We start from the raw sequence: 15,248 nt of genomic DNA on the forward strand, positions 1-15,248 counted from the left end.
GCCAAAACCACTTCCAGCTTTCAGCTGGCGTCAGGCGTCGGGAAGATCGAAGCCGAAGTGCAGGTAAGCGCGGGGGGTGGCCATACGCCCCCGGGGAGTCCGCTGCAAAAAACCCTGTTGAATGAGATAGGGCTCTATCACGTCTTCAATGGTTTCCTTTTCTTCACCAATGGCCGCGGCCAGGTTATCGAGGCCCACCGGGCCGCCCATAAACTTGTCGAGCACCGCCATCAGCAGCTTGCGATCCATATAGTCAAAGCCCTGCTTGTCAACATCCAGCATGTCCAGTGCCTGGGCGGCAATGGCGGCGTCGATGGCACCGCTGCCCTTTACCTCGGCAAAGTCGCGCACCCGGCGCAGCAGGCGGTTGGCAATACGCGGCGTGCCCCGTGCCCGGCGGGCCATTTCCAGCGCACCATCGTCATCTATGGTCAAACCCAGCTTGCCGGCGCTGCGGCTGATAATGTGGGCCAGATCAGCCACCTGATAAAACTCCAGCCGCTGCACTATGCCAAAGCGATCCCTGAGCGGTGAAGTGAGCGAGCCGGCCCGGGTGGTGGCCCCCACCAGGGTAAAGGGCGGCAACTCCAGCTTGATGGAGCGGGCAGCCGGGCCTTCACCAATCATGATATCAAGCTGATAGTCTTCCATTGCCGGATAGAGAATTTCTTCCACCACCGGACTGAGGCGATGAATTTCATCAATAAAGAGCACATCACCGGGCTCAAGGTTGGTGAGCATGGCCGCCAGATCGCCGGCTTTTTCCAGCACGGGCCCCGACGTGGTTTTGATGCTCACGCCCATCTCGTTGGCCACTATATTGGCAAGCGTGGTCTTGCCCAGGCCGGGCGGACCGAAGATCAACAGGTGATCCAGCGCTTCTTCCCGCCGGCGTGCGGCTTCGATAAAGATTTCCATCTGGCCGCGCACATGATCCTGACCACGATAGTCCGCCAGCGCCTTGGGCCGTATGGCGCGGTCAATGGCTTCCTCTTCCTGCCTGGGAGCCGGATTGATAAAACGATCTGCTTCTATCATGGTTTATCCCATGCTCTTGAGCGCTTCGCGGATCAGCTGCTCCGCGTCCATACCGGGTTTGGCAATTTTTTTCATCAGCTGCTCGGCCTGACCGGCCTTGTAGCCCAGCGCCTGCAGGGCAGCCAGGGCCTCGTCCTTGGCACCGCCACCGGCCATGCCCGGTGATGCCGGTGCCGGATTGAACAGATCGTAACCGCCAAAGCCCTTGAGCCGGTCGCGCATTTCCACAATCAGCCGTTCGGCGGTTTTCTTGCCCACGCCAGGCAGCTTGACCAGCGCCGCTATCTCGCCCTGTTCAACGTTATGAATAAACTGATCCGCCGTCATGCCCGAAAGAATGGCCAGCGCCAGCTTGGGTCCTACGCCGTTGGTCTTGATAAGCTCGCGGAACAGCGCCCGCTCGGTTTTGGTATTAAAACCAAACAGCAGCTGGGCATCTTCCCGCACCACAAAATGAGTGAGTACGGTGGCCGCCTCGCCTACATTGGGCAACTCGTAAAAGCAGCTCATGGGCAGAGTCACCTCATAGCCCACGCCATTCACATCCAGCAATATCTCCGGGGGCTGCTTTTCAACGATAATACCTTTTAACCGACCAATCACAGGGCGCTCCGCTAATCAGGACAAAACTGGGCCAAGAATAATAAATAACTGGATAAATATCCATGAAACCAGCTGTAAGCGATAAGCTGTCAGCTGTAAGTGGTGTTGCCTGCCGATATTGAGCCGTGTTGGTGGGGCAATATTGTCTGGAAGTTAGTCACTCCCGCGCTGGCATGAGCGCCATTCGACAAGCAACGTCGAAACCACAGATACGATGAAGTACCTACAGCCACTCGATCGGCTTATAGCTTAAAACTGACAGCTTATAGCTTGAGAAAGCGGTTTCGCCTTAGCGAAGCCGTTTTCGAGCAGTGCCGCGCACCTGACCGGCCATGCTGATCAGGCTCTGACGGGTGTGGCCGTGGCACAGGGCCACCGCCAGGGCATCAGCGGCATCAGCCTGGGGCGTGCCCGGCAGACTGAGCAGGCGCACCACCATATGCTGCACCTGATCCTTGCCGGCACCGCCCTGCCCCACTACCGCCTGCTTGATCTGGCGGGCGGAATATTCCGCCACCTCCAGTCCGGCATTGGCCGCCGCCACTATGGCCGCGCCCCGGGCCTGCCCCAGCTTGAGCGCCGAATCGGGGTTGCGCGCCATAAATACCTGCTCAATGGCAAACAAATCGGGGCGAAACTGCAAAATAATCTCGCTTACCCCGTCGTAGATTTTCTTGAGTCTGGGTGCCAGGGCTTCGTCGGTCATGCGAATGCAGCCCGAGCCCAGGTACTCCATTTTACTGCCGGTCTGGCGCACCACACCGTAGCCGGTAATGCGCGAGCCGGGGTCAATTCCGAGAATAATGGACATCAAAAACCAGCTCTCAACAGCTGTAAGCCATAAGCTATCAGCGGTAAGCTGATCGAGTCGGCTGAGCATGATTTATTAAGGTTCAAAGGCGATGTCGCCGGCAGTTCCCACGTTGGGATTCGCTTCGCTCATCACCAACCTGCTGAACGGCCAAGGCCCCGATTTATTGGGGCAAACCGTGTTATATAAGGCACCATTGCCCCGTTGAAACGGGGGCCTGCAGGCCCCACCACTTAAAGCTGACAGCTTAAAGCTTATAGCTGCCCGAAGGGCGTCAGAGCTGTTCAGCCAGTTCGTCGGAGATATCACCGTTGTGATAGACCTCCTGCACGTCGTCCAGATCTTCCAGCATGTCGATCAGGCGCAGCAGTTTGGGGGCCGTGTCTTCATCCAGCTCCGCCTTGGTGGACGGTATCATGGTCACTTCGGCGTTATCGGCTTCCAATCCGCTGGCGTCCAGCGCATCCTTGACCGAGCCGAACTCTTCCCACTGGGTATACACATCAACGGAGTCGTCATCGTTGACCACCACATCGTCGGCACCGGCTTCCAGCGCCGCTTCCATCACGGTTTCTTCGTCGGCCTCGGCGTAGCTGATCACGCCCTTTTTCTCGAACAGATAAGCCACGGAGCCGTCGGTGCCCAGGTTGCCGCCGCTCTTTGAAAAGGCATGGCGCACTTCCGATACGGTGCGGTTGCGGTTATCGGTCATGCACTCCACCATCACAGCGGTGCCACCCGGGCCATAACCTTCATACACCACGGTTTCCAGCTGCTGACCGTCCAGCTCACCGGCACCGCGTTTTACGGCTCTGTCTATGGTGTCCCGGGTCATGTTGTTGGACAGCGCCTTGTCCACGGCGGCGCGCAGCCGCGGGTTGGACGCGGCATCGGAGCCGCCTTCGCGGGCGGCGGTAGTCAGCTCACGGATCAGCTTGGTGAAGATCTTGCCGCGTTTGGCGTCCTGTGCCGCCTTGCGGTGCTTGATGTTGGCCCATTTACTGTGACCTGCCATAAACTCAATCTCCTGTTATCTATTGTTTATCAGCCTGCCAATGGCCTCCCGGTTGGTCCAGGAGCCGGCCTTGGCCAGTGCCTGCTCAAAAGGCAGCCAGCACTGATCCAGATGCTCGGTAAGCCGCACGGGCTGCGGCTCGGGCAGGCATAAACGAAATTCATATTCCCAGTTATGGGTTACCCCCGGGCGGTAACGATGCCGCCAGTGGGGGTAAATCTCAAACCGCACCCGGTGCCCAGTCTCTACCAGTGGCAGACCCTTGCCCGCCACCAGGCCGGTTTCCTCTTCCAGCTCGCGCACCGCCGCCTGCAGGCGGCTCTCGCCGGCTTCAAGACTGCCGGTCACCGACTGCCAGAAATCCGGATTGTCCTTGCGCTGCAGCAGCAGCACACTGTCGTGAGTGTGGATCAGAACGAGTACCGACTCCGGGTGCTTATGCATGGCTTACTCCGCCCCGGGCTGCTCGGTGCGAATGGCCAGCTCTGCCAGCGCATCCGGATTGGCCAGACTGGGCGCATCGGTGAGCAGGCAGGACGCCGTGGTGGTCTTCGGAAAGGCAATCACATCCCGAATATTGTCGGTGCCGGTCAGCAGCATCACCAGACGGTCCAGACCAAAGGCCAGGCCGGCATGAGGCGGGGTGCCGTACTTGAGCGCGTCGAGCAGGAAGCCGAATTTCTCCTGCTGCTCCTCGGCATTGATGCCCAGCAGGCGGAATACGGTCTGCTGCATGGCGTTGTCGTGAATACGCACAGAGCCACCGCCCACTTCATAACCGTTGATCACCATGTCGTAGGCATTGGCGGCAGCGGCCAGCGGGTTGGCTTCCAGCTCCTCGGCGGACATGTCCTTGGCGGCGGTAAAGGGATGGTGCATGGCATAGAGGCGGTCGTCTTCTTCCTCAAACATGGGGAAGTCCACCACCCACAGCGGTTTCCAGCTGTGCTCGATCAGACCCAGATCCTTGCCCAGCTTCAGGCGCAGGGCACCCATGGCGTCACACACCACCTTGGCAGAATCGGCACCAAAGAAGATGGCATCGCCGTCAGTGGCACCGGTGCGGCTGACAAGCTCCGCCACTATGTCTTCATTCAGGAACTTGGCAATGGGTGACTGCACGCCTTCCAGCCCCTTGGCGGCTTCGTTCACCTTGAGCCAGGCCAGGCCCTTGGCACCGTAAATGCCCACAAACTTGCCGTATTCATCTATCTGCTTGCGGGAAAGCGCAGCGCCGCCGGGCACACGCAGGGCGGCTACTCGGCCTTTGGCGTCGTTGGCGGGGCCGGAGAACACCTTGAAGTCCACGTCTTTGACCAGATCGGCCACATCGATCAGCTCCATGGCAATGCGCAGATCCGGCTTGTCGGAGCCATAACGGCGCATGGCGTCGGCAAAGCTCATCACCGGGAAGCTGCCCAGATCCACGCCGGCCACGTCCTGCCACAGCTCGCGCACCAGTTGTTCCATTATCTCACGCACCTGCTCAGCGCTCATAAATGAGGTTTCCACATCAATCTGAGTAAATTCAGGCTGGCGGTCGGCGCGCAGATCTTCATCGCGGAAGCACTTAACAATCTGATAGTAACGATCAAAGCCGCTCATCATCAGCAGCTGCTTGAACAGCTGGGGCGACTGGGGCAGTGCGTAGAAATAGCCCTTGTGCACCCGGCTCGGCACCAGATAGTCACGGGCACCTTCCGGCGTGGCCTTGGTGAGCATGGGGGTTTCAATATCGAGGAAACCGTGTTCGTCCATAAAGCGGCGCACCCGGCTGGTGACCTGAGCGCGGGTCTTGAGAAAACGCGCCTGCTCGGGGCGGCGCAGGTCCAGATAGCGGTACTTGAGGCGCTGCTCTTCGGAGTTGTTCTGGTTGAAGTCCAGCGGCAGCGGTGCTGCCTTGTTGATGATGGTGAGCTCGTGGGCAAAGATTTCTACCTCGCCGGTGGCCATGTCCTTGTTCACCTGGGACTCGGGCCGCGCGCGCACCACACCGGTCAGCTGCACACAGAACTCGGCCCGCAATTCAGACGCCTTGTCATAGGCTTCGGCCTTGTCGGGATCGAAGAATACCTGAACGATGCCTTCCCGATCGCGCATATCGATAAAAATAAGCCCGCCCAGATCACGACGACGATGAACCCAGCCACTGAGGGTTACGCTCTGGCCAACCAGGGAGGCGTCTACCTGCCCGCAATAATGAGTGCGCATGGAGTCTTCCTATGATGTGCTTTGGCTGCGGCAGCGCCGCAGACTTGAATTTGTCTGTAAACAGCGCGCTAGTATAATCGGAAACCCGAACAGGGATCCAACCGCTTAACCCGAACCGCTGCGCGGTAGCTGTAAGCGATCAGCTTTAAGCTGTCAGCAGCCCGAAGCAGGTTGTGATAATAGAGGTCTGCCTGAAATCCGGCTGGCCTGCAGGATGACCGGATTAGCAAGCACAGCGCCATACCTGCCAGCTACCCCGGTCGACTTACAGCTGACAGCTTATCGCTTAAAGCTTTGTTTTCAGGAGAAATATGCCGTTATATCTGGGTCTGAGCCAGTGGTCTCATGCGGGCTGGCCGGGTAACCTGCTGAGCCGGGGGCTGAAAAGCACCGAGCATCTGGCCGATTATGCGAAGGTGTTCAACACCGTAGAAGGCAACACCAGCTTTTATGGCGTGCCCGACACCCACAGCCTGCAACGCTGGGAGGCCATGACAGGCCCGGACTTTCGCTTTACCTTCAAGTTTCCGTCTGCGGTCAGCCATCAGGGCCGGCTGGCGGACAATATCGCCCCCGCACTGGCCTTTATCGAACAGCTCACGCCCCTGCATCACAAGCTGGGCCAGCTGATGCTGCAGCTGCCCTCCGCCTGCGGGCCGGAACAGCTCGATGGTCTGGCACAATTGCTGGACGCCCTGCCAAACGAATTTGAAATTGGCGTGGAAGTACGCCATCCGGCGTTTTTTGCCAAGGGCGAGGCCGAACGCCGGCTTAACCGGCTGCTGCTGGAGCAAAGCGCCAACCGTATTATCATGGACTCCCGGCCGGTATTTGCAGTACCCGCCACCACACCGGCACTGGCCGATGCCCAGCAAAAGAAGCCAAAAGTGCCGGTGCATATTATCAGCACCGGCAAGGCCCCTGTGGTGCGTTTTATCGGTAATCCGAGTCTGGCCGCCAACACGCCTTTCTGGCAGCCCTGGCTGCCCCGCCTGCAGGGCTGGCTGAATGAGGGCAAGTCTGTCTATTTATTTGTGCATACCGCCGACAATATGCAAGCACCTTTACTTGCCGCCACTATTGCCGAGGCGCTGAATGCTCCTCTGCCCGCCTTTCCCGGCCAGAAGCCCGAGGCGCAAGGAAGTTTGTTTTAACCACAAAAAGAATTTGTCGCATCGAATGGCACTCATCAAGACAAGCCATTGCGCTTATTTTACAATGGTCACCATTCAGCGCGGCAATACGGCCGTCAGCAAGCACAGCATTCACATACCATGAAAGAAAAAGATAGTATCTTTGCCGCCCCCATAGAACGACTGGGCGACTTCTGTTTTGACCATCAGGTTGCCGACGTGTTTCCCGACATGATTAAGCGCTCCGTGCCCGGCTATTCCAATATCATCTCGGCCATCGGCATGATGACGGCCCGCTTTGCCCGGCCTGATACGCAACTTTATGACCTGGGTTGTTCACTGGGAGCCGCCACTCAGGAAATGCGCCGCAACCTGAATCAGCCCGGCTGTCGCATAGTGGCGGTAGATAACTCCGCAGCCATGATAGAGCGGGCCCGCAACCATCTGGCCGCCTTCCGTTCCGAGGTGGCCGTTGAACTGCAGGAAGCGGATATCTGCGCTATCAATATTGAAAACGCCTCCGTGGTGGTGCTTAACTTTACCCTGCAATTTATTGCACCGGATCAGCGCGAGGCCCTGCTGAAAAAAATATATGACGGCCTCAATCCGGGTGGCGTGCTTATTTTAAGCGAAAAATTCATCAGTGAAGACGACACCATTAACGAGCTGCTGATTGATTTGCACCACGACTTTAAACGGGCCAATGGTTACAGCGAGCTGGAAATCAGCCAAAAGCGCACCGCGCTGGAAAATGTGCTGCGCCCCGACTCCCCCGGCCTGCATAAAAAACGTCTTAAAAAAATCGGCTTTGCTCATGTGGACATGTGGTTTCAGTGCTTTAACTTCGGCTCCATGGTGGCAGTGAAATGATCGACTTCAGCGACTTTTATCAGCAAATCGCCAAAAGCCGGCTCAGCCACTGGCTGCACACCCTGCCCGCCCAGCTGCACGACTGGCAAAAAGCCCATCATCATGGCGACCTGGCCCGCTGGAGCCGGGCGCTGGCAAAGCTGCCCGCTATTCACACTCAGCACATAGAGCTGAAAAACAAGGTCGCCATCGGCCAGCCCGGTGAAATCTCAACTGGCGAACAAAAGAAGATAGCAAGCCTGCTGGGGCAATTTCATCCCTGGCGCAAAGGACCGTTTGACGTGCACGGTATTCATATTGATACCGAATGGCGCTCCGACTGGAAATGGGAGCGGTTAAAACCTCATATCAGCCCGCTGAAATACCGTTATGTGCTGGATGTGGGCTGCGGCAGTGGCTATCACCTGTGGCGCATGCTGGGCGAAGGCGCAGAAATGGCGGTGGGAATAGATCCGTCGCAGCTGTTTCTTTGTCAGTTTGAGGCTATCAAGCATTTCGCCAATAATCACAAAGGCATTCAGCTGTTACCGCTGGGCATAGAGGAATTACCCGAGCTACGGGCCTTTGACACCGTCTTTTCCATGGGTGTGCTTTATCACAGACGCTCGCCCATTGATCATTTGCTGCAGCTGAAGGCGCAATTGCATGATGGCGGCGAACTGGTGCTGGAAACCCTGGTCATAGACGGCGACGAGCATCAAGTACTGGTACCCGGTGAGCGCTACGGCAAAATGCGTAATGTCTGGTTTATTCCAAGCTCGGCCGCCCTGGTAAACTGGCTGGCCAAATGCGGCTTTGAACATATTCGGGTAGTGGATGAAAGCGTCACCACCCTGGACGAGCAAAGACGCACCGACTGGATGCGTAATGAATCACTGGCAGACTTTCTCGACCCGGTTGATGCCAGCAAAACCATAGAAGGCTATCCGGCTCCCAAGCGCGCCATCATTATTGCCAACAAGCCGGTAGACCCCCAATACAGACCACAAGAGAGTAAAGGATGAAAAAAGCAGCGTTATCATTGCTTACCCCCCTGTTGCTGAGTGCCTGTGCCGGTCAGTTTGCCGATACGCCACCGCCACCCCAGCCGGTGTCTCACCCCGAGCTGAACGACGCTCTTAACAACCAGGAAGCGCGGCTGATCACCGCCATGGAGCAGCAGAACACCCGGCTCAGCACCAACCACCATGCCTTTATGACGGCGCTGCAGCAGGAAATCCGCCACCTCAAAAAACAGATTGCCGCCACTCAGCCGGCCACCACACCAGCACCGGTCAACCCGCCTGCAGTCAACAACACACCGGATAACGAAACCCGGGATGGAAAATTGATAGTAGGGGAAACCGAAGACATCTGGCTGGATGCCGTAAACGACATGTTTCCTGCGCGCATTGATACCGGGGCCACCACCTCATCCCTGAGCGCTCAGGACATCACCGAGTTCGAGCGCGACGGCAAGGCCTGGGTGAGCTTTAATATGGCCCACGAAGGAGTGGACGAAAAACTGCCGGTGGAAGCGCCGCTGGTACGCCATGTGCGTATTCGTCAGGCCTCGGCTGAAGAGCCTGAACGCCGCCCTGTGGTGGAGCTGACCCTGCGCATGGGCCGGCTGACAGAGAAAACCGAATTTACCCTGGCTGACCGCTCCCAGATGACCTACCCGGTGCTGCTGGGGCGGGAGTTTCTGAAAGATATCGCCGTGGTGGATATTGCCCGCCGTAATGCGCAGGGCAAGCCCAAGCGCCCCATACCTTCTGACGAGTAAAGTTCATGTACTCACGCAAACCTTTTTATCTGATCGTGGCGGCTCTGTTTCTGGTGGGGCTGGCATTAATGCTGCACCGTCACTTTGTGTATGAAGTGCCCTGGCTGCCCGGTGAAAAACGCCAGATCTGGTCAGTGGAAGCCAAGGTGGAATTCGAGGCCAATGGCAAGCCGGTCAAGGCCTCGCTGGCCGTGCCCGGCAGTCAGCCCGGCTTTACCCTGATGAACGAGTCGGCCGCTTCTCCCGGCTATGGGCTGTCGTTTGTGCAGGCCAATGGCGGCACACGGGCGGAGTGGTCCATACGCTCCGCGTCAGGCCATCAGGAGCTGTATTACAAGGTCGACATGATGCTCGATCCCTTTGCCACCGGCCCCATTGCCAACACGCCGCCCCGGGTTACCACAGTGGAGGTGGCCGAGCCCTATGCCACCGCCATGGATCAGGTGCTGAGCCTGGCCGAGGAGCGCTCTTCCGACAACATTACCCTGACCCGGGAACTGCTCAAGGAGCTGAACAGCGGTGGCCAGAACGCCGAGCTGCTGGCTCAGCACAAGTCTACCGGGCCGCTGCTGGTTGACATGCTGCAACGGGCTGCCGTACCTGCCCGCCTGCTGAAGGGCCTGCAGCTGGAAGACGGCCGCCGCCGCCAGCAGCTGGTGGATGTGATTCAGGTGTTTGACGGCGAACGCTATGAAATTTTCAACCCGCAAACCGGCGCTCAGGGTATGCAGGAGAACCTGCTGCTGTGGGAATATCAGTCGGCCCCTGTGCTGGATCTGGTGGGCGGCAGCAACTCCCGGGTGAGCTTCTCCATGCTGGAGCAGGAGCAGCCGGTAAACGTGGCCCTGGCCAAGAAGTTTGATCAGCCCGAATGGATTAACGTCTCACTGTATAACCTGCCGCTGGAAGAGCAGGCACTGTTCAAGGGCATATTGCTGATCCCCATCGGGGTGCTGGCGGTGGTGTTTCTTCGCATCATCATAGGGGTGAAAACCTCGGGCACCTTTATGCCGGTGCTGATTGCCATGGCCTTTATTCAGACCAGCCTGCTCACCGGTCTGGTGGGTTTTCTGATTATTGTGGGCACGGGTCTGGTGCTGCGCTCTTACCTGTCTCACCTTAACCTGCTGCTGGTGGCCCGTATATCGGCGGTGATCATTATGGTGATCGGCATGATTGGCTTTTTCAGCATTGTTGCCTATCAGCTGGGCCTGACCGAGGGCATGAAGATCACCTTCTTCCCCATGATTATTCTGGCCTGGACCATAGAGCGCATGTCGGTGCTGTGGGAAGAAGAAGGCCCCAAGGAAGTGGTCAAACAGGGCGGTGGCTCCCTGGTGGTGGCAGTGATGGCGTTTCTGGCCATGAATAACGAGGTTATCCGTCACCTCACCTTTAACTTCCTGGGTCTGCAGTTGATTGTGATGGCGGCCGTACTGCTGCTGGGTAACTACACCGGCTATCGTTTGACCGAGCTCAAGCGGTTCAAGCCCCTGGTAGATGAGCTGAAACAATGATCAAGAACCTGCTGGACAACTATGCCTCGCCCTTTGAGCTGAGCCGGCATGGCATTATGGGCATGAACCAGCGCAATATTTCCTATATCAGCCGCTACAACCCGCGGCGGCTGTATCCGCTGGTGGATGACAAGCTAAAGACCAAGCAAATTGCCCTGGATGCGGGGGTAACCGTGCCGGATCTGGTGGGTGTGATTGAATATCAGCATCAGGTCACCCGGCTGTGGGACATGGTCAAGGACTGGCCGGGCTTTTGCATCAAGCCCGCCAAGGGCTCCGGCGGCAAGGGCATTACGGTAATAGTGGATCATGATCGTCAGCGCTTTACCAAGCCCAGCGGCAAGGCCGAAACCATAGAGGATCTGGAACGTCATGTATCCAACATTCTGGCCGGCCTGTATTCTCTTGGGGGCAAGCCGGACGTGGCACTGATTGAAGCGCTGATCAACTTCGACGATGTGTTTGACGGCTTCTCTTATGAAGGGGTGCCCGACACCCGGGTGATTGTGTTCAAGGGCTTTCCCATTATGGCCATGATGCGGCTGTCTACCAAGGCATCCGACGGCAAGGCCAACCTGCACCAGGGTGCGGTAGGCGTGGGCCTGGATATTAACACCGGCCGCGCCATTCGGGCGGTGCAGTTCAACGCCGCCGTGCGCCACCATCCGGATACCGGGCGGGATCTGTTTGAGCTGAAGGTCCCCTACTGGGAGCAGCTGCTGAATTTGTCGTCGTCCTGCTACGAGATGTCGGGGCTGGGTTATATCGGTACCGACATGGTGCTCGACAAGAAAAAAGGCCCCATGCTGCTGGAGCTGAATGCCCGCCCCGGCCTTGCCATTCAAACCGCCAACGCCGCCGGCCTGGTGCCAAGGCTGCGCAAAATTGAAAAGCTGGGCAAAAAGATCACCATGACTCCGGACGAGCGGGTGGCATTTTCACGACGGGAATTTGCCAGCGAACTGTAACCAAACCTTGTCATGCCGGGCTTGACCCGGCATCTTTCTTCAAATCACTCTGTTAGCTGGTAAGAGCCACTACCTCTCAGACTGAGTGCCACCATCAACTATCATTTCCCACAAATCATCCCATTGTGGGTTCAAGGATTCGATTAACTGGATCTTCCAGTCCCTTTTCCAGTTTTTAAGCTGCTTTTCCCGTGAAATTGCTCCATACATATCTTCAAGCACTTCAAAATACACCAGACGATGCAGGTGGTAGCGAGTCGTAAACCCAACAACAACTCCATGCTTGTGCTGCCACACACGTCGAACCAGGTTGCTTGTCACTCCGATATACAAGGTGCCCTGAGCCTTGTTAGACATGATGTAGACAGCCGGCAATTTATCCATGGCAGAGTTATTTCTTGGGAATGATAGAGAAGCATAGGCAAGATACCCTGACTTTGTGCAATCGAAGCAGCATAGTGCATTCTGTAAGAAGATTCCGGCTCAAGGCCGGAATGACTACCTGAAAAAAACGGCGTCGGGGTTAAGCCCGGCGCCGTTTTTATTTACGATGAACAATGTAATCAAGTCGAAAATTACATCCGCGTTTTGCGCTTCTGCTTTTGCCGCTGGCCCGGCTTGGGGCCACGGGCACCGGTGGGAGCCGGTTTTTTAGGGGCTGCGCCGGTGCCGGCCCCTTTAACACGGGTGTTGTGCTTGCGCACCGCCTTGCGAATGCGGGCTACCTGCTTGAAACGGTCTGGCGCGTTGACATCCACCTTGCTTTCCTGCTCCGGCGGCAGTCCCACTTCCTTGCGCAGGTAGTTCACCTGATCCAGCGCCAGCTCGGCCCAGCCGCCCCGGGGCAGGTTTTTGGGCATTTCAATCTTGCCGTAACGTACCCGCATCAGCCGGCTTACCTGCATGCCCTGAGACTCCCACAGCCGGCGCACTTCCCGGTTGCGGCCTTCCTTCAGGGTAACGTGGAACCAGAGGTTCATGCCCTCGCCGCCGGTGTATTTCAGAGTGTCAAAGCGGGCCTCGCCGTCTTCCAGCATCACGCCCTTGCGCAGCCGCTGCAGCATGGCTTCGTCCACTTCACCAAACACCCGCACCGCGTATTCACGGTCAATTTCATGGCGCGGGTGCATCAGCCGGTTGGCCAGCTCGCCGTCTGTGGTGAACAGCAGCAGACCGGAGGTGTTCACATCCAGTCGGCCCACCGCCACCCAGCGGGCCCCCTGCAACCGGGGCAGACGATCAAATACAGTAGGGCGGCCTTCCGGATCCTTACGCGTGCTTACCTCACCTTCCGGCTTGTGGTAGGCCAGCACCCGGCACACGATATCGCTTTCGGCCTGGGTTTCCACCACATGACCGTCCAGACGAATGTTCTCGCTGCCGGTGACCCGGTCGCCCAGCACCGCTATCTTGCCGTCCACGCTCACCCGGCCCTGGCTGATCATGGCTTCAATTTCCCGGCGCGAGCCCTTGCCGGCGCGGGCCAGCACTTTTTGCAGTTTTTCAGTCATTTTGTTCACTTATTCAAAAGGGGTGATATCGCCGGCACCTTCGCGCACGATCACCGGAGTGTCATCGTAAAGATCCACCACTGTGGTGGGCCGTGAATCGATCACACCGCCATCAATAATTAAATCTACTACCTTTTCCAGCCGGTTACGGATTTCAAAGGGATCATATTCCGCCTCGCTTTCACCGGGCAATATCAGGCTGCAGGACATCAGCGGCTCACCCAGCGCCTCCAGCAGCGCCAGGCTGATGGCATGATCCGGCACCCGCAGGCCAATGGTTTTGCGCTTGGGGTTCTGCAGCCGCTTGGGCACTTCCTTGGTGGCCCGCAAAATAAAGGTATAGGCCCCCGGTGTGTTGTTTTTCATCAGCCGGAATGCGGTATTGTCTACCCGGGCGTAAGCCGACAGCTCGGACAAGTCCCGGCACACCAGAGTGAAGTTATGATCCTTGTCGATCTGGCGAATGCGGCAGATACGCTCCATGGCGTTCTTGTCGCCCACCAGACAACCGATGGCGTAGCCCGAGTCGGTGGGATACACCAGCACCCCTCCCTGGCGCACGATGGCCACCGCCTGATTGATCAGCCGTGGCTGCGGGTTGTCTGGATGAATTTCAAAAAACTGACTCATGATTCCTCCCGGAATGATTTATAAAAAGCGTTCCCATACGGGGGTAGCTTCTTTGGGCAGCCATAACTGACGGCCCAGCTCCCGCCACTGGCTGGGAAAATGAAAGTCGGAGCCCACGGATGCATCCAGGCCATATTCCCGGCTCCATTTACCCAGCGTGGCACGTTCGTGCGGACTTTGCTGGGCCATGGACACTTCCATGGCATCGCCACCGGCTTCGGCAAAGGCGATTAACATTTTTCTGATCCACTTGTTGGACAAGTCGTAACGGGTGGGATGGGCCAGCACCGCCACGCCTCCCGCCGCCTGAATGGCACCGATGGCTTCATGCAATGAGCACCAGTCCGGTGGCGCATAGCCGGTGTTACCCCGGCTGATAAATTTCTTAAACACCTTGGCCATGGAGTCGGCCGCGCCCTGCTCCAGCAGCCAGCGTGCCATGTGGGTGCGAGTAATGGCGGCGTCACCGGCCAGGGCTTTGGCCCCCTCATAGGCACCCGGATAGCGGGCCTTTTCCAGCCGTTCCCCCATTAACCGGGCCCGGGCATCACGGCGTGCTGCCTGTTCGCCCAGCAATCGCACCAGGCCGGCATGACCCGGATCCAGGTTCAGACCCACCACATGAATTTCCTTGTGCTCCCACAGCGCCGAGATTTCCACCCCGGTTATCAGCCGTATGCCGTGCTCGTTGGCCGCGGCCTGAGCCTCCGCCAGCCCGGCGGTACTGTCGTGGTCGGTCAGCGCCAGCACATTCACCTCTTTTTCGGCAGCCCGGGCCAGTAGTGCAGCCGGCGTGAGGCTGCCGTCAGAGGCAGTGGAATGGCTGTGCAGATCGATACGCATAAAAAATCCTGTGTTCAGACTTGACTTGAACCCGCAAAAATCGTTTAACTATATCCAGTTTTTCGATTAGCGAGATGAGCGGCATGTTTCAGCAAATTTCCACTATTACCATTCGGTGGTGGCACACTCCCTGACGCGGGTGTGATTTGCTGTGTGCGCTTAACAGTCTCAGCGAAACATGAAAGCCCGCAACCATGCGGGCTTTTTTATTATCCAGCAAAAGGTAACGCGATGAAACCGACCTTTATGAATTTTTGGCGATGGCAATTCGACAACCGGTCTGAACAACAACCGGCATTCGCGTCTGTTACCGACGACGACATTGCCAGCCAG

The 15,248-nt window shown here is 57.6% G+C and carries 16 protein-coding genes; 6 read left to right on the forward strand and 10 right to left on the reverse strand.

Features of this window, described 5'->3' with window-relative positions; genetic code table 11:
* Window positions 1-30: 30 nt before the first annotated feature.
* The 6 genes from ruvB to aspS form a co-directional block, all read right to left on the reverse strand.
* Window positions 31-1,038 carry a Holliday junction branch migration DNA helicase RuvB gene (gene ruvB / locus N2M06_RS10075; protein ID WP_019936130.1) on the reverse strand — a complete coding sequence of 336 codons (1,008 nt, stop codon included), beginning with the start codon at window positions 1,036-1,038 and terminating at the stop codon, window positions 31-33.
* Between the two features lie 3 nt (window positions 1,039-1,041).
* Window positions 1,042-1,641, reverse strand: coding sequence for a Holliday junction branch migration protein RuvA (gene ruvA, locus N2M06_RS10080; RefSeq protein WP_019936131.1), 600 nt, complete (start codon window positions 1,639-1,641; stop codon window positions 1,042-1,044).
* A gap of 289 nt (window positions 1,642-1,930) precedes the next feature.
* Window positions 1,931-2,452 carry a crossover junction endodeoxyribonuclease RuvC gene (ruvC, locus tag N2M06_RS10085; RefSeq protein ID WP_317075356.1) on the reverse strand — a complete coding sequence of 174 codons (522 nt, stop codon included), beginning with the start codon at window positions 2,450-2,452 and terminating at the stop codon, window positions 1,931-1,933.
* 274 nt (window positions 2,453-2,726) lie between these two features.
* On the reverse strand, window positions 2,727-3,467 hold the full coding sequence (locus tag N2M06_RS10090; protein WP_317075355.1) for a YebC/PmpR family DNA-binding transcriptional regulator: 741 nt from the start codon (window positions 3,465-3,467) through the stop codon (window positions 2,727-2,729).
* 15 nt (window positions 3,468-3,482) lie between these two features.
* The gene (gene nudB / locus N2M06_RS10095; RefSeq protein WP_019936134.1) at window positions 3,483-3,911 is read right to left on the reverse strand and encodes a dihydroneopterin triphosphate diphosphatase; all 429 of its coding nucleotides are present in this window, start codon (window positions 3,909-3,911) and stop codon (window positions 3,483-3,485) included.
* A 3-nt stretch (window positions 3,912-3,914) separates the two neighbouring features.
* On the reverse strand, window positions 3,915-5,678 hold the full coding sequence (gene aspS, locus N2M06_RS10100; RefSeq protein WP_346350691.1) for an aspartate--tRNA ligase: 1,764 nt from the start codon (window positions 5,676-5,678) through the stop codon (window positions 3,915-3,917).
* Between the two features lie 311 nt (window positions 5,679-5,989).
* Here aspS and N2M06_RS10105 point away from each other — a divergent pair, with 311 nt between their 5' ends.
* From N2M06_RS10105 to N2M06_RS10130, 6 genes are all read left to right on the forward strand, one after another.
* The gene (locus N2M06_RS10105; protein WP_346350692.1) at window positions 5,990-6,832 is read left to right on the forward strand and encodes a DUF72 domain-containing protein; all 843 of its coding nucleotides are present in this window, start codon (window positions 5,990-5,992) and stop codon (window positions 6,830-6,832) included.
* 120 nt (window positions 6,833-6,952) lie between these two features.
* Window positions 6,953-7,681 carry a carboxy-S-adenosyl-L-methionine synthase CmoA gene (cmoA, locus tag N2M06_RS10110; RefSeq protein WP_019936137.1) on the forward strand — a complete coding sequence of 243 codons (729 nt, stop codon included), beginning with the start codon at window positions 6,953-6,955 and terminating at the stop codon, window positions 7,679-7,681.
* Window positions 7,678-8,685, forward strand: coding sequence for a tRNA 5-methoxyuridine(34)/uridine 5-oxyacetic acid(34) synthase CmoB (cmoB, locus tag N2M06_RS10115; RefSeq protein ID WP_019936138.1), 1,008 nt, complete (start codon window positions 7,678-7,680; stop codon window positions 8,683-8,685). Before cmoA ends, cmoB begins: the two co-directional genes overlap by 4 nt.
* Entirely contained in the window at window positions 8,682-9,446 is a 765-nt protein-coding gene (locus N2M06_RS10120) for an ATP-dependent zinc protease (RefSeq protein WP_346350693.1), read from the forward strand. Before cmoB ends, N2M06_RS10120 begins: the two co-directional genes overlap by 4 nt.
* Window positions 9,447-9,451: 5 nt before the next feature.
* Window positions 9,452-10,963 carry an inactive transglutaminase family protein gene (locus N2M06_RS10125; RefSeq protein ID WP_346350694.1) on the forward strand — a complete coding sequence of 504 codons (1,512 nt, stop codon included), beginning with the start codon at window positions 9,452-9,454 and terminating at the stop codon, window positions 10,961-10,963.
* A complete protein-coding gene (locus N2M06_RS10130; protein ID WP_346350695.1) occupies window positions 10,960-11,931 on the forward strand; it encodes an alpha-L-glutamate ligase-like protein in 972 nt (323 codons plus the stop codon). The genes N2M06_RS10125 and N2M06_RS10130 overlap by 4 nt, the downstream gene beginning before the upstream one ends.
* 69 nt (window positions 11,932-12,000) lie before the next feature.
* Here the strand turns inward: N2M06_RS10130 and N2M06_RS10135 are convergent, their stop codons facing one another.
* The 4 genes from N2M06_RS10135 to N2M06_RS10150 all read right to left on the reverse strand — a co-directional run bounded on the left by N2M06_RS10135 (window position 12,001) and on the right by N2M06_RS10150 (window position 14,915).
* Window positions 12,001-12,315: a GIY-YIG nuclease family protein gene (locus N2M06_RS10135; protein WP_317075349.1), complete on the reverse strand. Its 315-nt coding sequence runs from the start codon at window positions 12,313-12,315 to the stop codon at window positions 12,001-12,003.
* 191 nt (window positions 12,316-12,506) lie between these two features.
* Complete coding sequence (rluB, locus tag N2M06_RS10140) at window positions 12,507-13,442, reverse strand: 23S rRNA pseudouridine(2605) synthase RluB (RefSeq protein WP_040614648.1); 936 nt, start codon at window positions 13,440-13,442, stop codon at window positions 12,507-12,509.
* Window positions 13,443-13,451: 9 nt separating this feature from the next.
* A complete protein-coding gene (locus N2M06_RS10145; protein WP_346350696.1) occupies window positions 13,452-14,072 on the reverse strand; it encodes an L-threonylcarbamoyladenylate synthase in 621 nt (206 codons plus the stop codon).
* Between the two features lie 18 nt (window positions 14,073-14,090).
* Entirely contained in the window at window positions 14,091-14,915 is an 825-nt protein-coding gene (locus N2M06_RS10150; RefSeq protein WP_346350697.1) for a PHP domain-containing protein, read from the reverse strand.
* Window positions 14,916-15,248: the final 333 nt, after the last annotated feature.

Source organism: Oceanimonas sp. AH20CE76 (assembly GCF_039654065.1).
In the GTDB taxonomy this organism is placed as follows: domain Bacteria; phylum Pseudomonadota; class Gammaproteobacteria; order Enterobacterales; family Aeromonadaceae; genus Oceanimonas; species Oceanimonas smirnovii.

Excerpts from the sequence above, each read along its gene's own strand:
- ruvB (WP_019936130.1), bottom strand. The coding sequence starts at position 1,038 with ATGATAGAAGCAGATCGTTTTATCAATCCGGCTCCCAGGCAGGAAGAG.
- ruvC (WP_317075356.1), bottom strand. The coding sequence starts at position 2,452 with ATGTCCATTATTCTCGGAATTGACCCCGGCTCGCGCATTACCGGCTAC.
- N2M06_RS10090 (WP_317075355.1), bottom strand. The coding sequence starts at position 3,467 with ATGGCAGGTCACAGTAAATGGGCCAACATCAAGCACCGCAAGGCGGCA.
- nudB (WP_019936134.1), bottom strand. The coding sequence starts at position 3,911 with ATGCATAAGCACCCGGAGTCGGTACTCGTTCTGATCCACACTCACGAC.
- aspS (WP_346350691.1), bottom strand. The coding sequence starts at position 5,678 with ATGCGCACTCATTATTGCGGGCAGGTAGACGCCTCCCTGGTTGGCCAG.
- N2M06_RS10105 (WP_346350692.1), top strand. The coding sequence starts at position 5,990 with ATGCCGTTATATCTGGGTCTGAGCCAGTGGTCTCATGCGGGCTGGCCG.
- cmoA (WP_019936137.1), top strand. The coding sequence starts at position 6,953 with ATGAAAGAAAAAGATAGTATCTTTGCCGCCCCCATAGAACGACTGGGC.
- cmoB (WP_019936138.1), top strand. The coding sequence starts at position 7,678 with ATGATCGACTTCAGCGACTTTTATCAGCAAATCGCCAAAAGCCGGCTC.
- N2M06_RS10120 (WP_346350693.1), top strand. The coding sequence starts at position 8,682 with ATGAAAAAAGCAGCGTTATCATTGCTTACCCCCCTGTTGCTGAGTGCC.
- N2M06_RS10125 (WP_346350694.1), top strand. The coding sequence starts at position 9,452 with ATGTACTCACGCAAACCTTTTTATCTGATCGTGGCGGCTCTGTTTCTG.
- N2M06_RS10130 (WP_346350695.1), top strand. The coding sequence starts at position 10,960 with ATGATCAAGAACCTGCTGGACAACTATGCCTCGCCCTTTGAGCTGAGC.
- N2M06_RS10135 (WP_317075349.1), bottom strand. The coding sequence starts at position 12,315 with ATGGATAAATTGCCGGCTGTCTACATCATGTCTAACAAGGCTCAGGGC.
- rluB (WP_040614648.1), bottom strand. The coding sequence starts at position 13,442 with ATGACTGAAAAACTGCAAAAAGTGCTGGCCCGCGCCGGCAAGGGCTCG.
- N2M06_RS10145 (WP_346350696.1), bottom strand. The coding sequence starts at position 14,072 with ATGAGTCAGTTTTTTGAAATTCATCCAGACAACCCGCAGCCACGGCTG.
- N2M06_RS10150 (WP_346350697.1), bottom strand. The coding sequence starts at position 14,915 with ATGCGTATCGATCTGCACAGCCATTCCACTGCCTCTGACGGCAGCCTC.